17 protein-coding genes and 1 tRNA gene are annotated in these 20,229 nt (G+C 34.4%); 6 read left to right on the plus strand and 12 right to left on the minus strand.

Annotated elements, in window-relative coordinates:
* Positions 1–50: 50 nt before the first annotated feature.
* From EIG86_RS09050 to EIG86_RS09085, 8 genes are all read right to left on the minus strand, one after another.
* A complete protein-coding gene (locus EIG86_RS09050; RefSeq protein WP_127845850.1) occupies positions 51–1,259 on the minus strand; it encodes a murein hydrolase activator EnvC family protein in 1,209 nt (402 codons plus the stop codon).
* The gene (locus EIG86_RS09055) at positions 1,259–2,017 is read right to left on the minus strand and encodes a DUF4292 domain-containing protein (RefSeq protein WP_127845851.1); all 759 of its coding nucleotides are present in this window, start codon (positions 2,015–2,017) and stop codon (positions 1,259–1,261) included. Before EIG86_RS09055 ends, EIG86_RS09050 begins: the two co-directional genes overlap by 1 nt.
* Positions 2,017–3,390 (minus strand): tetratricopeptide repeat protein, encoded by a 1,374-nt coding sequence (locus EIG86_RS09060; RefSeq protein WP_127845852.1) that lies wholly within the window; start codon positions 3,388–3,390, stop codon positions 2,017–2,019. The genes EIG86_RS09055 and EIG86_RS09060 overlap by 1 nt, the downstream gene beginning before the upstream one ends.
* 6 nt (positions 3,391–3,396) lie before the next feature.
* Complete coding sequence (locus EIG86_RS09065) at positions 3,397–4,410, minus strand: sugar phosphate nucleotidyltransferase (protein ID WP_127845853.1); 1,014 nt, start codon at positions 4,408–4,410, stop codon at positions 3,397–3,399.
* 45 nt (positions 4,411–4,455) lie between these two features.
* Positions 4,456–4,887 (minus strand): dUTP diphosphatase, encoded by a 432-nt coding sequence (gene dut / locus EIG86_RS09070; RefSeq protein WP_127845854.1) that lies wholly within the window; start codon positions 4,885–4,887, stop codon positions 4,456–4,458.
* Positions 4,888–4,900: 13 nt separating this feature from the next.
* On the minus strand, positions 4,901–6,355 hold the full coding sequence (locus EIG86_RS09075) for an oligosaccharide flippase family protein (RefSeq protein WP_127845855.1): 1,455 nt from the start codon (positions 6,353–6,355) through the stop codon (positions 4,901–4,903).
* A gap of 117 nt (positions 6,356–6,472) precedes the next feature.
* Positions 6,473–7,891 carry a DUF5689 domain-containing protein gene (locus EIG86_RS09080; RefSeq protein WP_127845856.1) on the minus strand — a complete coding sequence of 473 codons (1,419 nt, stop codon included), beginning with the start codon at positions 7,889–7,891 and terminating at the stop codon, positions 6,473–6,475.
* Between the two features lie 34 nt (positions 7,892–7,925).
* Positions 7,926–10,793 (minus strand): carboxypeptidase-like regulatory domain-containing protein, encoded by a 2,868-nt coding sequence (locus tag EIG86_RS09085; RefSeq protein WP_192901723.1) that lies wholly within the window; start codon positions 10,791–10,793, stop codon positions 7,926–7,928.
* A 135-nt stretch (positions 10,794–10,928) separates the two neighbouring features.
* Between EIG86_RS09085 and EIG86_RS09090 the strand changes: the two genes are divergently transcribed.
* The 4 genes from EIG86_RS09090 (at position 10,929) to EIG86_RS09105 (ending at position 13,257) form a co-directional block, all read left to right on the plus strand.
* Positions 10,929–11,984: an endonuclease/exonuclease/phosphatase family protein gene (locus EIG86_RS09090; protein ID WP_127845857.1), complete on the plus strand. Its 1,056-nt coding sequence runs from the start codon at positions 10,929–10,931 to the stop codon at positions 11,982–11,984.
* Between the two features lie 95 nt (positions 11,985–12,079).
* Complete coding sequence (locus tag EIG86_RS09095; RefSeq protein WP_127845858.1) at positions 12,080–12,304, plus strand: hypothetical protein; 225 nt, start codon at positions 12,080–12,082, stop codon at positions 12,302–12,304.
* Between the two features lie 14 nt (positions 12,305–12,318).
* A tRNA-Arg gene (locus EIG86_RS09100) sits at positions 12,319–12,390 on the plus strand.
* Positions 12,391–12,414: 24 nt separating this feature from the next.
* Positions 12,415–13,257 (plus strand): alpha/beta hydrolase family protein, encoded by an 843-nt coding sequence (locus EIG86_RS09105; protein ID WP_127845859.1) that lies wholly within the window; start codon positions 12,415–12,417, stop codon positions 13,255–13,257.
* A gap of 15 nt (positions 13,258–13,272) precedes the next feature.
* On the opposite strand, the gene EIG86_RS09110 is transcribed toward EIG86_RS09105, so the two are convergent.
* Positions 13,273–13,629 (minus strand): hypothetical protein, encoded by a 357-nt coding sequence (locus tag EIG86_RS09110; protein WP_127845860.1) that lies wholly within the window; start codon positions 13,627–13,629, stop codon positions 13,273–13,275.
* 196 nt (positions 13,630–13,825) lie between these two features.
* Here EIG86_RS09110 and gltX point away from each other — a divergent pair, with 196 nt between their 5' ends.
* Together gltX and EIG86_RS09120 are read left to right on the plus strand one after the other, a co-directional pair.
* Complete coding sequence (gltX, locus tag EIG86_RS09115) at positions 13,826–15,340, plus strand: glutamate--tRNA ligase (protein WP_127845861.1); 1,515 nt, start codon at positions 13,826–13,828, stop codon at positions 15,338–15,340.
* Between the two features lie 59 nt (positions 15,341–15,399).
* Positions 15,400–16,362 (plus strand): SPFH domain-containing protein, encoded by a 963-nt coding sequence (locus tag EIG86_RS09120; protein WP_127845862.1) that lies wholly within the window; start codon positions 15,400–15,402, stop codon positions 16,360–16,362.
* Between the two features lie 86 nt (positions 16,363–16,448).
* On the opposite strand, the gene EIG86_RS09125 is transcribed toward EIG86_RS09120, so the two are convergent.
* The 3 genes from EIG86_RS09125 to EIG86_RS09135 are packed head-to-tail and all read right to left on the minus strand — an operon-like array spanning position 16,449 to position 19,916.
* The gene (locus EIG86_RS09125) at positions 16,449–17,195 is read right to left on the minus strand and encodes a succinate dehydrogenase/fumarate reductase iron-sulfur subunit (protein ID WP_127845863.1); all 747 of its coding nucleotides are present in this window, start codon (positions 17,193–17,195) and stop codon (positions 16,449–16,451) included.
* A 7-nt stretch (positions 17,196–17,202) separates the two neighbouring features.
* The gene (locus EIG86_RS09130; protein WP_127845864.1) at positions 17,203–19,206 is read right to left on the minus strand and encodes a fumarate reductase/succinate dehydrogenase flavoprotein subunit; all 2,004 of its coding nucleotides are present in this window, start codon (positions 19,204–19,206) and stop codon (positions 17,203–17,205) included.
* An 11-nt stretch (positions 19,207–19,217) separates the two neighbouring features.
* The gene (locus EIG86_RS09135; protein ID WP_127845865.1) at positions 19,218–19,916 is read right to left on the minus strand and encodes a succinate dehydrogenase cytochrome b subunit; all 699 of its coding nucleotides are present in this window, start codon (positions 19,914–19,916) and stop codon (positions 19,218–19,220) included.
* Positions 19,917–20,229 lie beyond the last annotated feature (313 nt).

Here is a 20,229-nt window from a genome sequence, read left to right on the forward strand (position 1 = left end):
TAAGGTGATTTTAATGTTTTATTTTACTTCAGTAGATTTTCGCAACTCAATTACATCTTGTAAATCCACTGTTCTGGATTCAATTTGGTCATGTTTTTGAAAAGTTGAAAAAATAAAGTGGTTCGTCCAGAAGAGGGATTTCTTGCGACTTCACCGATTTCCTGGTTTCTAGAAATCTTATCGCCTGATTTTACGTACACTTTTTCAATATTATTATAAACTGAAATATAGTCACCATGTCTAATCATAACAGTCAAATTTGCGCCTGGAATTTTACTAATTTGGCTTACAAAACCTTCAAAAATAGCTCTGGCTTTTCCGTTTTCTTCGGTGTCGATTCTTACGCCATTACTCATAATTTTGGCAGTTTTCACAATAGGATGTGGATGTTCCCCAAAACGCATGGAAACCACACCAGATTCTACTGGCCAAGGCAATTTCCCTCTGTTTTCTTGAAAGTCATTTGCCAATGCTTGGGCTTCTGGTGTCAATTTGAAAGTAGTTTTAGATTTTGAGCCAACTTTTTTATTTTCTTTAGCAATAGATTCTTTTATAATTCTGTCGATTTCTTTTTCTATTCGGTTGACTTCTCTTTGTTTGGCATTGAGTTCTTTGGCGTATTTTGATTTTTGCTGATTGATACTTGCCAAAAGTTGTTGTTGATTTTTCTTGTCTTTGACCAAATCATTGCGGGTATTCCGGTTTTCAGCCAGAATCTGTTCCTTATCTTTTCTTTGTTCAAATAAAATTTCGTTGAGTTCTTGTAATTTTTTGGTTTGTTTTTTGACTTCTTCACCTTGTTTTTTTCGATAACTGGTGTATTGTTTCATATACTGAATCCGCTTATAAGCTTGCAAAAAGGATTCAGAAGAAAAGAGAAACATAATTCGGCTTTGGTCAGATTTGCTTTTGTAAGATTTTTCAATCATTTTGGCGTAATCTGCTTTCAACTTCTCTAATTCTTTACGAAGTCGGTCTATTTTATTGGCGTTTTCGTTGATTTCCCTTGTCAGCAAATTCGCTTCTTGATTATTAACCTGAATAAGCCTTTCTGTAGCTTGGATTCGCTTTTGAAGATCCTGATATTCCGTTAAGGCAGATTTACTCTCTGCTTCAGTGGATTTTAAAACTTTGTTGATATTATTAATTTCTTGCTGAATCTCTTGACGTTTGGCTTCCAGCTCCTTACGTGTTTGTCCTAAAACGCTAAGCCCGCAGAACAAAAATAATATACAATATGAGATTTTGAAATATCGCATTAAAGTTTGATTTCTATATAATTGTTAGGAATTGAAAAAGGAAAAGTCAAATCTTCATCAAATGTCAAGGTTTTATATTCAATATCAATTTGAATGTGTTCGTCTAATTTCTTGGCTTTTAGTTCTATTACTGAAGGAAAATTATGACCGTTGACCTCCTGAAATCTCGGATAATTTATTTCTAGACTTTCCTGTTTTGTATTCAATAGAGATTGCGATTTTATTTTAAAATTATCTGCATTGATTTTGGCTGCATAAGCTAAAGTATTTTCTATCATTTGGGTGAAAACGTAGTCGTTTTCATCAAATAGCATTGCTTTCTTATCGAGTTCGAACATTGCATTACCGATCAATAAATTCTGAAGATTTTGAAAGTTAACTTTAATTCCTAAGAAATTTTCTGCTAAGGAAAAATCACCATCGAAGTAAGTTCCTTCTAATTTTTCGTAATACTGAACCCGATCCGGCGTGATATAAATTTTGGCTAAAGGCAAAACGCCCATCAACTTGGCGCTCATCCAGATGGCTTTATCTTTTTCGATTCTATATGTAATGCTGATGGATTGAGATTGATCTTCGGATTTGTAGCTCGCCCTCATTCTTCCATTTACTGTTTTGAAATCAGATTGATTTTTTTCAAAATTCTTTAAAACTACGCGTGCCGATTTTTCTTTAGCACTAGACTCGCTGAGTTGTTTTGATGATTTGCAGCCCACAAAGGACAAACATAATATCAATAAAAATAGTTTCATCTTCATTATTCAGTCATTTCATTTATTTTCTGCTGATATTTCTCAGCCAGATCAGTTTTTCCCAATGCTTGAAAAGCCTTTTCTAATTCTTTGTAAAAATTCAATTTTAAAGTTTCATTATCAATAATATAATCTACACCTTCTTCCAGAGTTTGCACGGCTTGTTCGGCTTTGCCAAGATTTCTTAACGCCAAACCTTTGCTGTAAAATAGTACCGCTTGCGTTGGGAAAAGTTCCAAGGCTTTCGTACTGGTTTCTAGCAAATTTTCAAATTCCTGTAATTCTATTTCTAGTTGAATGATGTTTTTAATCAACTTAAAATCATTGGGTTTATTGCGCAAAGCCTGACGATAATTATCCAAAGCCTTGTTTTTGTCACGCGATTTATAAAACTCGCCCAATTCTGCTTTACTGGAAGTGGCTTTTTCTGAATCCAGCGCAGAATCCAAAACTTCAATAAAAGCATTTTGGGCTGCGGCATTTTCTACTGCAAAATCTTTAAACGCCTTAATCACTTCAAGTTTGTCTTGTTCTTCTAGAGTCAAGCTTTGTACAACTTTTTTGCTGTACTTTTTGGCTTCAAATAGATTTGCGGTTGCTATATAATTTAATGCTAGTTCAGCATTTAGTTCTGGAACTTGCGCATCGATTTTCTCTAAAGCTTTACCTGTAGAAATCGCTTTCTCATATTCATTTTGTTGTCTATACAAGCGCATCAAATTGAGATAAGCACGAACATCTTCTTCCGATTCTGAAATTCTATTTTGAAAATACTCGATGCCGTTTTGGTAATTTTTGCTTTCCTTGTAAATTACCATTCTGAAATCGTCTCGAAATTCATCAATCCCTTCACGCTGATCGTACTTATCAAGCGCTTCTAAAGCATTTTGATACTGATCTTGAATTAAATATAAGTTAGCTAGTTCTTGAAAATAGAAAACTTCAAATTTTGATAAATATTCGGCTTTTTCTATGGCTTTTTCATAGTCTTTTGTGACTGAATACAAGTCAAAAAGTTGTCTATGAATATTGATATTTTTGGCAAACTCTTTATTGTTTAAAGTTTTCAACAAATAATCTTCAGCTAGTTTGTAAGATTCAATGTCGAAATAATTCTTTGCCAATTCAAAAAAAACGGCAGGATTATTCTCATCCAAACTCAAGCATTTTTGCAAACTTTGGATGGCTTTATCTTGATTTTCAACAGCACGTTCGGCAATGGCTTTAAAAAAATACTCTTGAAACTCATCGTCATTATTGCCTAAATCATCAACATTTACTTCGTCTGTGAGATTGTTTTTATCTTTTTCCTGGGAAAGAACTGGTAACATTCCCGAGCAAAGTGACATTAATGCAATGCAAATGAGTTTTTTTTTCATTATTTATTATTCTAAAACTGAGTAATCGCCGATACTTACGGTTGTGAAGTTTCCATCAAATTTAGCGAAATTTCCGATCATGGCATTGTTTAAGTTTGCATTGCTAATTTCAGCATTTTCTTGAATCAATGTGTTTTTAATTTCAGAATTTCTTACAGCAGTTCCATTGCCAATAGAAACATTTGGTCCTATTTTAGCATTTTTCAGAAAAACATTTTCACCGATGAAACAAGGTTCTATGATTTCAGAATCTTCTATTTGAACGCTTTCAGAAATAAGTTTTTCTTCAGCATCGGCTTTGATGAAATTCAGCATTCTGCTGTTGGTTTCAACAGTTACGTTTTTGTTGCCGCAATCCATCCATTCATCAACTTTGCCAGGTTTGAAAATTGCGCCTTTAGTTTTCATTTTCTCAATACCATCGTTGATTTGATATTCGCCACCACGAATGATATTTTCTTCTATTACAGATTCCAATTCAGTTTTAAGCTTGGAAACATCTTTGAAATAGTAAATGCCAATTACCGCCAAGTCTGATACGAATTCTTTCGACTTTTCTACCAGTTCTGTAATTTGACCTTCTTCATTGAGTTTTACAACACCAAAAGCTTCTGGATTATCGACTTGCTTTACCCACATCACGGCGTCCGCATCTTTGTCTAAAGTGAAATCTGCTTTAAAAAGTGTGTCTGCATAAGCAATTACCGCCGGACCTTCCAAAGAACCTTTGGCACACATAATAGCATGTCCGGTCCCTAAAGGCTTATCTTGATAATAAATACTGGCTTTGGCTTCTAAATTTTTGGCGATAGATTTGAGTTTGTTCTCTATTTCCAGGCCGAAATCTTCTGAAATTATAAAAGCAATTTCATCGATTTTTTCTTCTAAAACATCTGCTATACTTTCTACCAAGCGTTGAACAATAGGTTTTCCAGCTATAGGAATAAGCGGTTTTGGAATAGTAAGTGTATGTGGGCGTAGACGAGAGCCACGACCTGCCATTGGTACAATTATTTTCATAGTATTATGTCTTAAAAAATGATATTCAGTAAATTTAAAAATTATTTATTTCCCAGTGCTTCCGAATCCACCTTCTCCGCGGATGGTTTCAGAAAGTAAATCTACGGATTCCCAATCGGCTTGTTCACATTTGGCAAATACCATTTGGGCGATGCGGTCACCAGATTCGATTTCAAAATTTTCTTGAGATAAGTTAATTAAAATCACACCGATTTCACCGCGATAATCGGCATCAATTGTGCCAGGTGAATTCAAAACAGTGATGCCCTTTTTGAGTGCCAAACCACTTCTTGGCCGAACTTGTGCTTCGTAATTTTCAGGAATTTCTAGAAATAACCCTGTTTTAATCAAAGCGCGTTCAAATGGTTTCAGAATTAGTTTTTCGTTCAAATGCGCTCTCAAATCGACGCCTGCGGAAAAATCTGTAGCGTAAGTTGGTAATTGGTTTGGAGATGTGTTTTTTATTTTAACTTTCATTTCAATTTCAATTTTATGACTTCAGCATGCTTTTGATTTCTTTGTGTTCGTTGGCGTAAATAAGACTCGCCAAAACCAAAATACTTGCAATGCCGAAGATATAGTTTTCTGTAAAATAATAAAAAGATATTGCACCTAAGGCTGTGGAAAGCAAAAGATACATCATGATTTTTCCGGTTTGAAATGGAATAGGATAATATTTTTTACCATAAATATATGACAAAGTCATCATGGTAAAATATGCCATAAGCGTAGCTATGGCGGAGCCTAAATATCCAATAACTGGAATTAAAATAAAATTGACTGCTAATGTGATTATTGCACCGATGACAGAAATGTAAGCGCCAAATCTAGTTCTATCTGTAATTTTATACCAAACCGATAAATTGTGATAAATTCCTAAACATAAATTGGCTAAAAGTATAATGGGAACAATTTCTAAAGCGTCATAATAAGCTTCATCTCTAATAATTAGAAGTTTCAAAGGTTCGATGAATGCGATAACGCCTAAAAAAATAAGTGAGCCTGTAATGACAAAATATTTGGTAATCAGCGCATAAGCTTTCTGTGGATTTTGTGTTTTGGCATGGCTAAAGAAAAAAGGTTCGATGCCCAATCGGAAAGCCGTGGCAAATAAGGTCATAAATACTGCGAGTTTATAACACGCTGAATAGATGCCAATTTGAGCTTCTGCGGTTTCTGCCGGCAAAAGATATTTCAGTAAAATTCTATCGAAAACTTCATTGATTGAAAATGCTACACCAGCAATAAGTACTGGAATTCCGTAACGCATCATTTTCTTCCATAATTGAATATTGAAAGAAAATTTCAATTTAAAATAAAATGGTAATAATAAAACTAAAGTCGTTGCACTTGCAACTAGATTAGCGATAAACACGTAATTGATTTCAAAATCTGGGATGTATATTTTTTCAAAAACACTGATTTCTGAATACCAATTTACTAGCCAAACTAGGAAAAAGATATTTAATAATACATTGATGAACACATTGATGATTTTGATGATTGCGTATTTTTTGGGTTGACCGAGTGCACGCAAATATGCAAATGGAATAATGACAAATGCATCTAATGCTAAAATCCAAATTATTAAATTGATGTATTCTGAGGGAATCTGAACGAAACCAGAAATTTGGTTTTGAAAACCAATGCCTAAACCAAGAAAGATAAGCGTAGATAAGACAAGCGACCAAGCGGAAGTTGACATGACCTGATTTTTGGCTTCTTGTTTATTGAAAAATCTAAAAAAAGCAGTTTCCATACCATAGGACAAAACCACATTGAAGAGAACAAAATAAGCGAAAATGACAGATATTTCGCCATAAATAGATTCATCAGGTAAATATTCGGTGTGAATTGGCACCAATAAAAAACTCATCATTCTCGGCAAAACCGTAGCCAAGCCGTAAATGAAAGTTTGTTGGAAAAGTTTTTTATAAACGCTCACGGACAGATTTCAATTGGTCAAATTTAGTAAAAATAGCTTAGGAACCTTGTTGAAATAAAAAACTGCTTAGGAAAAATACCTAAGCAGTTTTGATATAAATTAATTGGATTCTATTTTCTAGTCTAACAATCCAGAAATATTAACATCGTCGATGTGGTATCTTGTTGTTGAAGATGGCGCAGAACCTATATATCTAAAACCAATTCTGATACTTTCGCCTTCCACACAAGAAATATTAATTGGTCCAACATCTTGTAAACCACCGAAACCTTGAGCAGGACCATTTGGAACATTAACGTCCAAACCTTCCCATTCTGTAGTCGTTGGATCTCCAGTGTAAGCACTTGTAATGAATACATTCAGCAAGTTTCCATTATCGAAGGCGGCTTCAATTCTAGCAGTAAATTCTTCTTGAGTCGATGCGTCAAGATTAATTTCAGGAGTAATCAACCATGCTTCAATATCAGATTCCTCACTATTGAATCCTGAAACCTGAGCATAATTATTATTATTGAAGCTGCCAATGAAATAATCAGTATCTCCACCTGTAACATTAACATTCACCCAGTCAGTAAGTTGATTAAGATTATTAATCCCTTCGAAATCTTCGTTGAAAATTTCATCTGCTGAACTCGTTGGTCCTTCACATTCAAAAACTTCTGGATCACATCTTTCTCCTGTCATGTCAACATTTGCTGGAGAATTGAGATAAATAGTATAAAATTCTCCAAAGAAATCTCTAGTTAAAATACCATTTAAAGAACCAGAACCAGAAGGTAAAGTCAAGCCTTTAAAATCTGAAAATGTACTTGTACTTAAAATTGTGCTTGCATTTGTCTCACAACTTTCTAGAATTCTTTCACCATCAAAATCATCTCCTGCATCCGATGCATATGTTGGTGGCTCTTCATTACCAAAGTAAGTTCTATTAAATTGAACATTTTCTAACTTGATATAAGTATTCAAATTTTCTTCGCTTAAGTCAGCAATATCAAGAGTTGTTGGAACAATACCCTCAACTACGACATCTCTAATAATATGTTCTTCCACTAAAGCTTCTGGAATTTGAGCAACATCTTCACCATCATCTATACCAAGTCTAGGTTCGTTGAATTGAGTTGGACCTCCACGTCTTTGGCTAATTGTCAAACCGTCAAGTTTAATAAATACTCTTCTTCCAAAATTATATCGGGTAAATAGAGGGTTTAAATTGGCTTGAATCGATATTCCAATTGTTGGGTTTACTGGTTTATCCTGAACTACTAACTCTTTGAAGAAATTCCCGCCTATATCTGAAGAAACAACATAAGCTAAAGCATACTTTCCTGTTTGTTGAAAAGTAAAGTTTTCATTATCATTTTGGGCTAGTTCTGAATAGACAGATGATAAAGTGATCACATCATTAGGATCTATATTTGGAGGTGTTTCCAAAAATTCAGGTGCATTGTAATCATCGTCCTCAACACATGAAGTTGTTATTGCTCCAAGCGTTAAGAGAAGAAATAAGAAGGTGAAATTGATTTTTATTGTTTTCATCGGTGTATTTATTTTGTTTTTAAAGTATTTTTTTTTAGAATCTTACGTAAGCGCTCAAATAATATGTTGTACCATATCCAAAGAAGTAGCGATTACCAAAAAGTGGACCATTCTCTTGAGCTAACAAATCTACCCCACGAGTTCTATAATTAGAGCGTCTTGATTGTTCAAATCCTCCAGTTTTATACTCTTGATTGAAAATATTATTGATTACAGCAAAGAATCCTATATAATAATCATCAACTTTCCAAGATTTTCCACCAACGGCATTGAACAACATATAGTCGTCAAATTTTTCTTGTTTTAATATTCGTCTTGCAATTTGTTCATTATATTCAGGGAAGGCAATCCCATCATTATCAAGTGCAAAATTATCTGAGCGTAAAAGACCACTAGGACTGATAAAAGCGTTAGAAAAATGGTTTGCAGTTAAGCCTACATTCCAAAAATCAGGATCTCTATATTCAAATCCTAACTGGAATACACGCTCTGGTCCACCAGGAACTCTAAGGTTCTTCATATCTGTTTTACCATCTCCAAAGCTAAGTTGCTTATCAGGAAATGACTGGCTAGTTAAGTACAAATCTGGATTACTGTCGTAAATATAATGTCCAAATGATCCAGCAGCTTTAAGTTTTAAAGTTGATAATACTTGTGCTTCAACGCCAAACTCTACGCCATAATGTTTTCTATCTATTCCTGTCATGACTTCCTGCACGAAAGCATTTCCTAAATTCCCACCTGGCAAACCGGTAAGATCTTCTGTATAGTAAAAACCAACGTTGGTTTCATCTTGAAATCCAGTGTAAAAACCTGTTACACGTCCACTAACTATTGGTGATTTATAATTATAAGTAAAATCTGCAGATTGTATTTTTACTTCAGTTAAACCATCTACAATATCATGATTTTGTCTTGCATTATTATAAGAATTCCGTATAGTTGGTGCATTTTGAAGATAAGCAGCATTCAAGCCCAAAACGTGACGTCCTGTAATTCTATAAGTTCCTCCAAATTTAGCACCAAGTGTAGTGAAATCAAGTTCTTCGCCTTTTCCAAATGATCGTTCACCAGCGAAAAACCCATTGTCATAAAGTCCTGTTCTTTGATACTTAGTCTTTCCGAAATTTCCGCCTAAGTATAGGTCAAAATTACTGTATTGAAATTGTGCTTGTCCAAAAGCATCATAAACTTCAGCGTCTATGCGGTAATTGTATTTATAACGATCGCCTTCAGTAACTACTCTGTTTGGATTATTTCTATCACTTTGTGCTAAGTCTGATGACAAACCAGTAATTAAATCTGTTTCTTCAGCAAAGAAGTCAACATCTAAAAAGCCTTGCCCACCAAGTAAATCTTCCATTTGTGCAAAGTTTTCACTTTCTAAATTACGGTAATTCAAACTTCCGTTTATTGTAATATTGTCATTAACTATTGCATTCAAAATAGTATTTGCCATAAACTGTTTGTCTTCAGATCTGTCTGATTGTATAGCGTAAATCGAATTTCCTCCTCTATTTTGATTAAGTTGATTTGCCAAATAGAGACTATTCCAATCAAATTGACCATCATTTCTAAATTCCTGTTCAGCAATATATGCAGCTTGATAATTAGCAGGTGTTGGAGTCGGAAATCTCAAATGGTAACTTGGTAAATTTTGATAATATATTGGAGATGGGTTTCTGGCACCGCCTAAATATGCTTGATCTCCAGTATTTGGATCTATAAATAAATTTGTCCCTCCATTATCAACTCTCGTTGTTGAGAAAAACCCAAATTGATAACCTGCATTGGTATTTAAAGATATTTTATCTGAAATATCCAAATAGTGATTCAACATAAACACAGGTTCTTCTGTTTTTCTAATTCTTGTATTTCGCATTTCTCCATTAAGGTAACCCCAGTTTGGATTATAGGCAATATCTTTCAAGTCAACAACTTCTTGTGTCACTGCCGTTCCCATTCCTCTTCGGTTTGGTGCATAAAAACCAGTAAAGTTTAAACTGTGTTTTTCACTAATTTGTTTTTCAACAGCAAGGAAAAAAGAATTGGCATCATATAAAGTTCCATCTCTGAAGCCTTCTTCACCAAAACGTCTAGACATCAACACAGAATAAGACCAACCACCGTCTAAAGCACCGGAATTGTAACCGCCCATGATTCTACCTTGATAACTTCTATTTGAACTAGCATAAGACACTCTTCCACCTTTACGCATTTTAGAAGCTCGCATAATAATATTTGAAGTTCCAGCAACACCGCCGAAATTATAATCACTAGCTTCAGTACTTTTAGTAAAAACTCGGTTTCTTTGTACATCATTCAAACCACCCCAGTTCGCCCAGTTTGGACGTCCTGTTGTCAATTTGTTCATTTCTATACCATTGATTAATACTTTACCATTAGCATTATCCAATCCACGAGGATTAAAAAAGGCTGCGCTAAAATCAAAAGCTGCCGCTCTTAAATATGTGTCTTGAGATGATGAAAGTAAACCTGAAATATTGAAAGAAGTGGCATCATCACCATCTAATTCATCTTCAGACAAAGAAATTACTCCTATTTGTCTATTTTGTTCACTAAAGTCTACATCTAAATATAATTCTCCCAGGTCTAAAACTTCACCTTCATTAATAATAATTGGATAGCGCTTAGTTTCATAACCTGACATTGCAACTCTCAACATTTGTTCTCCCAAAGGCAAATCCGTTTCAGCAAAACTGAATTCACCGTTTGCATTTGTTCTGATTTCTATACCAGAATCTTCAATGGAAATTATGGCATTGGGAATTGCCTCTTCGGTAGTGCTTTCTAAAATTTTACCAGTCACATCTGTTTGTTGTGCAAACATTGCGAGACTAAAAAACATAAAGAAAACTGAAAAAATAAAATGTTTTTTCATTATCATAATTTAAATTAAATTGATCTAATTTTAAGAAATTATTATTTACAGGCTGCAAATGTATGCAAATTATCTTTATTGCTTATTTTTGTCAACTGAAAAAATAACTTTTTACAATTTTTTAATATTGAATTTATGAGAAAAAGCAATTTAATCTATGCAATAATATTCTTTATTTCCTTAGGAATCAATGCGCAAGAGAAGAAAGAATTTAAAGTCAATACCATTGCATTTTACAACTTAGAAAACCTTTTCGACACTGAAAATGACCCGGATAAAAATGATGAGGCTTCTCCATTAATGGAAATGTCTCAGGGCGCTAGGGATATCGCTTATCCTAAAAAAGTGAAAAACATGGCAGATGCTATCGCTGATATTGGCTCTGAAGTCACGAAAATGCCACCTGCAGTTATTGGTGTTTGTGAGATAGAAAATTTCAAGGTTTTGGAAGATCTTGTCAATGACCCTAAACTCCGACCATATAATTATGGCATAATCCACTACAATTCTCCGGATCGCAGAAGCATTGATGTGGCACTTTTATATCAAAAAGCAGTCTTTAAACCAACACATTCTAAAGCGCATGAATTGGTTATGTTCAGGAAAGATGACAACAGCAAAAGAGTTTACACTCGAGATCAACTACATGTAAAAGGACTTTTAGATGGTGAAGAAATGCACTTTATCATTAATCACTGGCCATCGAGAAGTGGCGGTGAAAGCAAGTCTAGATATTTACGAGTTGGTGCAGCAAAATTGACGAAAAAAATAAAAGATTCTATCCAAAATGAAAATCCGTATGCTAAGATTATGATCATGGGAGATTTTAATGATGGTCCTTATAATGAAAGTATAAAAGAGGTGCTTAATGCAAAAGAAAACAAAGAAGATGTCGGTTTGAAAGGACTTTACAACCCATTTGAATCTTTAGCTAAAAAAGGACTCGGTACAATAGCATGGAGAGATACTTGGGATGTTTTTGACCAAATTCTTATGACAAGACCCCTTTTAGAAAAAGACGATTATTCTGATTATAAGTTTTACCAAGCCGGAATTTTCAATCCTTTTTATTTACAAAATCCACAAGGCAGATACAAAGGTTATCCATTTCGAGCCTTTGCCGATGGCGGTTTTACAGGTGGCTATAGTGACCACTTTCCAGTATTTCTTTATTTAATAAAAGAAAAATAATCGCATTCTACAATTTGACTTTTTAAGTTAATAAGATTATTTTATAATTTTTTAAACCTAAATTCTTCATTTTAAAGCTTAACTTTAAATAAAAAATGAAGAATTTAGGTTTTATATTTTTGGCAATCACCACTTTAGTATTAATTACGGTTACGATTTTCGCATCGCTTAATCTTAGTTTTTCTTGGGTATTTTATCTGAGCATTTTGGGACAAATTTTATTAGTTATTAGTGTTTATAAAATACTTAGAGAAGATTATCAAACTGACAAAGAATTTAAAGATTGGTATGAAGATCATCCAAAATCTGATAAAGATTAATACATAAATTTTCAGGCTTCGTAGTTCAATGGATAGAACAAAAGTTTCCTAAACTTTAGATCTAGGTTCGATTCCTAGCGAAGCTACTCTAAATATATACATTGTTTTTTATGCTGAAAAAAGAGACATTGACAATTGAAGGTTCTTCAAAAAAGAAAATCTTAATAGACTATCGTTATAAAACTGATGAAAAAAATCAACCCATCATGATTTTTTGCCACGGTTACAAAGGTTTTAAAGATTGGGGCGCTTGGAATCTTATTTTCGATAAAATCGCAAAAACAGGTATTGCAGTTATAAAATTCAATTTTTCTCATAACGGTGGCACTATTGAAAAGCCTATTGACTTTCCAAATTTAGAAGATTTCGCAAACGACAATTATTCAAAACAACTATACGATTTGGAACGCATTATAGAATGGACTAAATCTTATTTTGACAATAGCGCTTACTTAGATTTGAATAAACTTTCTTTAGTCGGCCATAGCAGAGGTGGCGGTATCATTTTGTTGAAAGCCGCTACAAATTCTAATATTTCTAAAGTTGTAACTTGGTCTGGAGTTTCTGATTTTAAGTCTAGATTTCCTAAAGGTCAAGACTTTGAAAACTGGAAAAATAAAGGTGTTTATTATGTGAAAAATGGAAGAACAGGACAAATGATGCCTCATAATTTTCAATTTTTTGAAGACTTTCAAGCCAACGAAAAGATTTTGAATATTAAATCAGCATGTGAAAAACTTGAGATTCCTGTCAAAATAATCCATGGACAAGCCGATGAATCTGTAAAAATTGAAGAAGCTTACCTTTTAGACAAATACTGCAGTAATAGCGAATTGTCGCTAATTGCCAATGCAAACCATGTCTACAACACCAAGCATCCATGGAATGAAGAAGATTTGCCCGAACCCGCTGAAGAACTTATAAGACAAACCGTAGATTTTATTTCAAAATAAATTAAAACTAGTTCATTATCTGAGTATAGATTCAATTTCGGAAACCTTTTGTTCTGCTTGATTAAGGTTAGACAGTGAATCAAATATAAAATCACTTTTGATAAAAACATATTGTGAAGACACTTCAATTTTTATAAGGTGGTTGCAAGTTTGTGATGATGTTTCAACTTTATAAATCCCATTTTCGTAGTAAATTTCCCATTTCTTTTTATCTACAAAAGAATTCAATTTATTAATAAACGCAAATTTATCCTGGATGAGAAAAGTACTTTTATTTTGAAACCTAAAAGTCTCTGATTTCAGCCGTAATTTGAACACCAGCAAAACATCTAATACTAAAATTGAAAAACATAAAACTGATAGAATCATCATATTGCTGATGTTTTTTTGAGTAAAAATAAATAGGCAAGTCAATTTTTTGTTACGGTTCAACCGCAAAAATATTACGGGTTTACCGTAATTTTCTTTTTCCACCTAAACTGAAAATTAACATCATTTCTAAAACGCTTAAATTCTAAAAAAGGATTTTAAGCGGCAATAAATTTTATATTTGTACAAAATTCTAGACATGGATAAAGTAAGAGTAAGATTTGCCCCAAGTCCGACCGGACCGCTTCATATTGGTGGTGTAAGAACCGCTTTATACAACTATTTATTCGCTAAAAAACATGATGGAGATTTCATCTTGCGTATAGAAGATACTGACCAGACAAGGTACGTGGAAGGCGCAGAAGATTATATTATAGAAACGCTGAATTGGTGTGGCATTCCTTATGATGAAGGCCCAGGTAAAGATGGTGGTTTTGGTCCTTATCGGCAAAGTGATCGGAAATCAATTTATGAAAAATATGTGGACGAATTGATTCAGAATAATAAAGCTTACTACGCTTTTGATTCCACAGAAGAATTAGAAAACCAAAGGAAAATTGCAGAAAAAGAAGGTTCCAAATTTAGTTATGGTCCAAAAAACAGGCATGAGTTGAAAAATTCTCTGAATATGTCTTCAGATGAATTGAAAGCAAAACTTGATGCCGAAGAAGACTATGTCATCAGATTTAAAACCTCTGCCTCAGAAACTTTATTTATGCAAGATGAAATTCGTGGACATATCGAAGTTGATTCTGAAGTTTTGGATGACAAAATTTTATTTAAAAGTGATGGCATGCCGACTTATCATTTGGCGAACATTGTAGATGACCACTTAATGGAAATTAGTCACGTCATTCGTGGCGAGGAATGGTTGCCTTCTTTACCGCTTCATGTTTCGCTTTACAAAGCTTTTGGCTGGGAGGTTCCTAAATTTGCACATTTACCATTAATCCTGAAACCAAGCGGCAAAGGGAAATTAAGCAAACGTGATGGCGATCAGCTTGGTTTTCCAGTATTTCCTTTGGAATGGAAAGATCCAGCAAATGGCAATGTTTCTGCTGGATATCGAGAAGAAGGCTATTTACCTAAAGCTGTCATCAACATGTTGGCATTATTAGGCTGGAACGATGGTACCGATCAGGAATTTTTCAACATGTCCGAAATGATTGAAAAATTTGAAGTGAAACGCATTCATAAATCAGGTGCCAAATTTGATCCTGAAAAAACCAAATGGTTTCAACAACATTATTTACAACAAGCACCAGTTGAAAAACTTGTCAAGGAATTCAAAAATATTTTAGCTGAAAAGTCCATCGAAGTCTCGTTACAATATATTGAAGAAGTCGTAAAAACCATCCGAGAGCGTGCAACTTTTGTTTCAGATTTCTGGGAATTGTCTTGGTTCTACTTTGAAGCGCCAAAGGAGTTCGATGCAAAATCTTCAAAAAAAGTGTGGAAAAAAGACTCTTCTTCTTGGATGCGCGCATTGATTGGAAAATTACAAAGTGTAGATGATTTTTCACAGACTAATCTTCAAGATGAAGTCAAAACTTGGATTAAAACTCAAGATTTAGGATTTGGCAAAATCATGCAACCATTACGTTTAGCCTTAGTTGGTGCAATGCGTGGTCCAGATGTTTTCCATATTGCCACATCAATTGGCAAGGATAAAACCATAGCCAGATTAGAATTTGCGATTGATAATCTAGATTAAATCACATCTTAAAAATTCAAATTTTTGTTTTACATTTAGATAAATTTTAAATTCAATTTATGGGAACTTTTTTCACTGTATTTATTCTTATTATCGGTTTCATTATCGTGATTACTGGTATTTTTACCGTCAAACAGCAAACTGCAGCAATTGTTGAGCGATTTGGCAGATTCCTGAGCATCAGAAATTCAGGATTACACATTAAAATTCCGATTGTAGATCGTATTGCAGGAAGAATAAACCTAAAAATTCAACAGCTTGATGTAAATGTTGAAACCAAAACCAAAGATGATGTTTTTGTTCATCTGAAAATTTCCGTCCAATATCAAGTGACTTCAGCAAAAGTTTATGATGCATTTTACAAATTAGAAAGTCCAAGCGCTCAAATCACTTCTTATGTTTTTGATGTTGTACGTGCTGAAGTTCCTAAAATGAAACTCGACGATGTTTTTGAAAGAAAAGACGACATTGCGAATGCTGTAAAAGCTGAATTAAATGATGCCATGCTAGATTATGGTTACGATATTATTAGAACTTTGGTCACCGACATTGATCCTGATGAAAAAGTGAAAGATTCTATGAACAGAATTAATGCTTCTGAGCGTGAAAAAGTTGCTGCTGAATTTGAAGGTGAAGCAGAACGTATTAAGATTGTTGCTGTTGCACGTGCTGAAGCTGAAAGCAAGCGTCTGCAAGGACAAGGTATTGCTGACCAAAGAAGGGAAATTGCCAGAGGTTTGGAAGAAAGTGTTGAGGTTCTGAATAATGTTGGAATTAACTCACAAGAAGCTTCGGCACTTATCGTGGTTACTCAACATTACGACACTTTACAATCTGTAGGAAGTCAAACTAACTCGAATCTAATTCTATTACCTAATTCTCCTGAAGCCGGCAGTAATATGCTGAATGATATGATAGCTTCTTTTACAGCGTCCAGTCAAATCGGGGAAGAGATGAAAAAGCAGAATGATCGTAAGGCTTTGGAGGGTAAAGAAACTAAAAATAAGAAAGACAAATATTGATGTATTAATTTAATATCAAAAAACAAAAGAGCAGGAATTTATAAATTCCTGCTCTTTTGTTTTATAATACTTCTAAAAATAGAATACTAACCAGCGACACTTGCACTTAGGTATTCTCTATTCATTCTTGCAATATTTTCTAAAGAAATGCCTTTTGGACATTCTATTTCGCAAGCGCCAGTATTTGTACAATTACCAAAACCTTCCTTATCCATTTGGTGAACCATATTCAATACACGGTCATGCGCTTCGATTTCACCTTGGGGTAATAATGCTAACTGAGACACTTTTGCTGAAGTAAACAGCATAGCACTTGCATTTTTACAAGCTGCCACGCAGGCTCCACATCCTATACATGTTGCAGCATAAAAGGAGTCATCGGCTTTTTCTTTTTCAATAGGAATAGAGTTAGCATCTTGAGTATTTCCAGAAGTGTTTACTGAAATATAACCTCCTGCATGCTGAATTCTATCGAATGAGGATCTATCTATTACCAAATCTTTAATGACAGGAAAAGCAGTAGCTCTAAAAGGCTCAATCACGATTTCATCACCATCATTGAACTTTCTCATGTGAAGTTGACATGTCGTTATGAGTCTGTCTGGTCCATGAGGTTCACCATTAATTTGAAGACAGCATGAGCCGCAAATTCCTTCTCTACAATCGTGGTCAAATTCAACAGGTTCTTTACCGTCATTTACCAAATCATTATTCAAAACATCTAGCATTTCCAAAAATGACATATCGCCATCTATTCCGTCTACAGTATAGTCTTGAAATCCTCCTTGATCTTGGGCATCTTCTTGACGCCATATTTTTAGTTTAAGCTTCATAATTCAATTATTTATAGCTTCTTGTTTTTAATTCAATATTATCAAATTCTAATTTTTCCTTGTGAAGTTTAGCGTCTCTTGGATTTCCTACAAATTCCCAAGCAGAAACAAATTTATAATTTTCATCGTCTCTTAAAGCTTCACCGTCTTCAGTTTGGTATTCTTCTCTGAAGTGACCTCCACAGGATTCATTTCTTTCTAAAGCATCTTTAGCAAATAATTCTCCAAGTTCAAGGAAATCTGCCACTCGACCAGCTTTTTCAAGTTCCTGATTTTTTGCTTCAGCTTTACCCGTTAATTTCACATTTGCCCAGAAGTCATCTCTCAATTCTTTGATTTCTTCCATGGCTTCTTTAAGTTCTTTCTCATTTCGAGACATACCGCATTTGTTCCACATGATTTTACCTAATTTTTTGTGGTAATAATCAACAGGATTTTTGCCGTTAGCATCAAAGAGTTTTTGAATTCTTTCTTTGACTTCCCTCTCAGCAGTTTCAAATTCTTCAGTATCTGTGGAAATTTCACCTGTTCTGATATCATCAGCCAAATAGTCTCCGATAGTATATGGAAGAACGAAATAACCATCAGCCAAGCCTTGCATCAATGCAGAAGCTCCAAGTCTGTTAGCGCCGTGATCTGAAAAATTAGCTTCTCCAGCAGCGTAGCAGCCAGGAATTGTAGTCATTAAGTTGTAATCAACCCAAAGACCGCCCATCGTATAATGAACTGCGGGGAAAATCATCATAGGTGTTTTGTATGGGTTTTGATCTGTAATTTTCTCATACATTTCAAATAAATTACCATACTTAGACTCTACAACCTCTTCTCCTAATTTTATTATTTCATCTTCACTTGGGTTTTTATGACCAGATGTAAAGGCTTTTTCTTTTCCATAGCGTTCTATAGCAGCTTTAAAATCAAGGTAAACTGCTTGTCCAGTTTTGTTGACACCGTAACCTGCATCGCAACGTTCCTTAGCAGCTCTAGAAGCTACATCACGAGGAACTAAGTTACCAAAAGCTGGATATCTTCGTTCTAAATAATAATCTCTATCGTCTTCACCAAGTTCGGTTGGTTTTAACTTACCTTCACGAATAGCTTTTGCATCTTCTTCTTTTTTGGGCACCCAAATACGTCCATCATTTCTTAAAGATTCGGACATTAAGGTCAACTTGGATTGTAAGTCTCCAGATACAGGAATACAGGTTGGGTGAATTTGTGTAAAGCATGGATTAGCGAAGAAAGCTCCTTTTTTATGAGCTCTCCAGGCAGCCATCACATTACTTCCCATAGCATTAGTGGACAAGTAAAATACGTTTCCATAACCACCAGAAGCTAAAACAACGGCGTGAGCCGAGTGTCGTTCTATCTCACCAGAGACAAGGTTACGTGCAATAATTCCTCTCGCCTTTCCATCAACAAGAACCAAATCCATCATTTCGTGTCTGTTGAATGCTTGTATTTTACCTCTGTTGATTTGTCTATTCATAGCAGAATAAGCACCGAGTAAAAGCTGTTGTCCTGTTTGGCCTTTAGCGTAAAAAGTTCTTGAGACCAAAACGCCACCGAAAGAACGGTTATCTAAAAGTCCGCCATATTCGCGAGCAAAAGGCACACCCTGAGCTACACATTGATCGATAATGTTTCCAGAAACTTCTGCAAGTCTGTAAACATTTGCTTCTCTAGAGCGATAGTCGCCACCTTTTACAGTATCATAAAACAATCGGTAATCTGAATCACCGTCGCCTTGATAGTTTTTGGATGCGTTAATTCCTCCTTGGGCTGCAATGGAATGCGCGCGTCGCGGAGAATCTTGGTAACAAAATGTTTTTACATTATAACCAAGTTCCGCTAAAGTTGCAGCTGCACTTCCACCAGCTAATCCAGTACCAACGACAATAATATCTATATTACGCTTATTGGCTGGGTTAACGAGATCGATTTCATTTTTATGTTTTGTCCATTTTTTTTCAATTGGACCTTCTGGTATTTTTGATTCTAAAACTGACATAATCCTTTCGCTTATAAGTTATTAAAATAGTGATATAGAGCTATAAATACAAACCCCATAGGAACAACAATTGCGTAAGCTGTGGTAAGATTACGAATTAGTTTAGATGTGCCGCTTTTATATCCCGCTAAGCCTTTTTGGTATTTATTTTTAGCTCCTAAAGTTTGAAATGATGACGCAAAACCGTGAAGTAGGTGCAACATTAAAAAAATAAAAGCAAATACATAGAGTCCTGTTCTTATAGGATCTCCAGCAAATTTTGCAATAGTTTCATCATAATATCGATAAGGATCATCTGGATGTGATTCTACATATTTGTGAACCAACTCTGGAATCCAGAAATCATAAAAGTGTAATCCTAAAAAAGCTAAAACTACTATTCCAGAAATTATCATATTTCTTGACATCCAGGTTGAATTCGCAGCGCCATTAAATTTCTTGTAGCTTACAGCTCTTGCTTTACTGTTACGGATTTCTAGTACAAAACCCATTACAAAGTGGAAAATAACTCCCGCAATTAAAATAGGTTGCAATATTGCCTGAACTACAAAATTAGTTCCCATGAAATGAGAAAGCTCATTGAATGTTGATGGGCTTACTACAGTTGTAAAGTTAATTGTAAGATGTTGAGCTAAAAAAAGGACCAAAAAAAGTCCTGAAAGAGCCATAGCAACTTTCCTTGCTATTGTTGATTTATTTATTCCAGCCATTATTCTGAATTTGATTTTGGACAAAAATACACTTCAAATGTATCACTGACAAATTATGCATGTTTTTTAGACTCAATTTAGAATAGTTTTAAAACTTATTGAGTGATAATCAAAAAAATGATGCTTTTTGTGATTGAGACCTTGAAATTTTAAAAAGATAAATGTATGAAAAATGATAATGCTACATTCTTCACCTTAGTTTGTATTCCTTGACAAAACTATGAGATTACGTCAGATCGTACTTATGATAAACTGAACAAGATGAATGAATTTAGAGCGTAAGTGCTTTTAATTTATCATAACACAATGAAAT

The organism is Psychroflexus aestuariivivens (assembly GCF_004010055.1).
GTDB lineage: Bacteria > Bacteroidota > Bacteroidia > Flavobacteriales > Flavobacteriaceae > Psychroflexus > Psychroflexus aestuariivivens.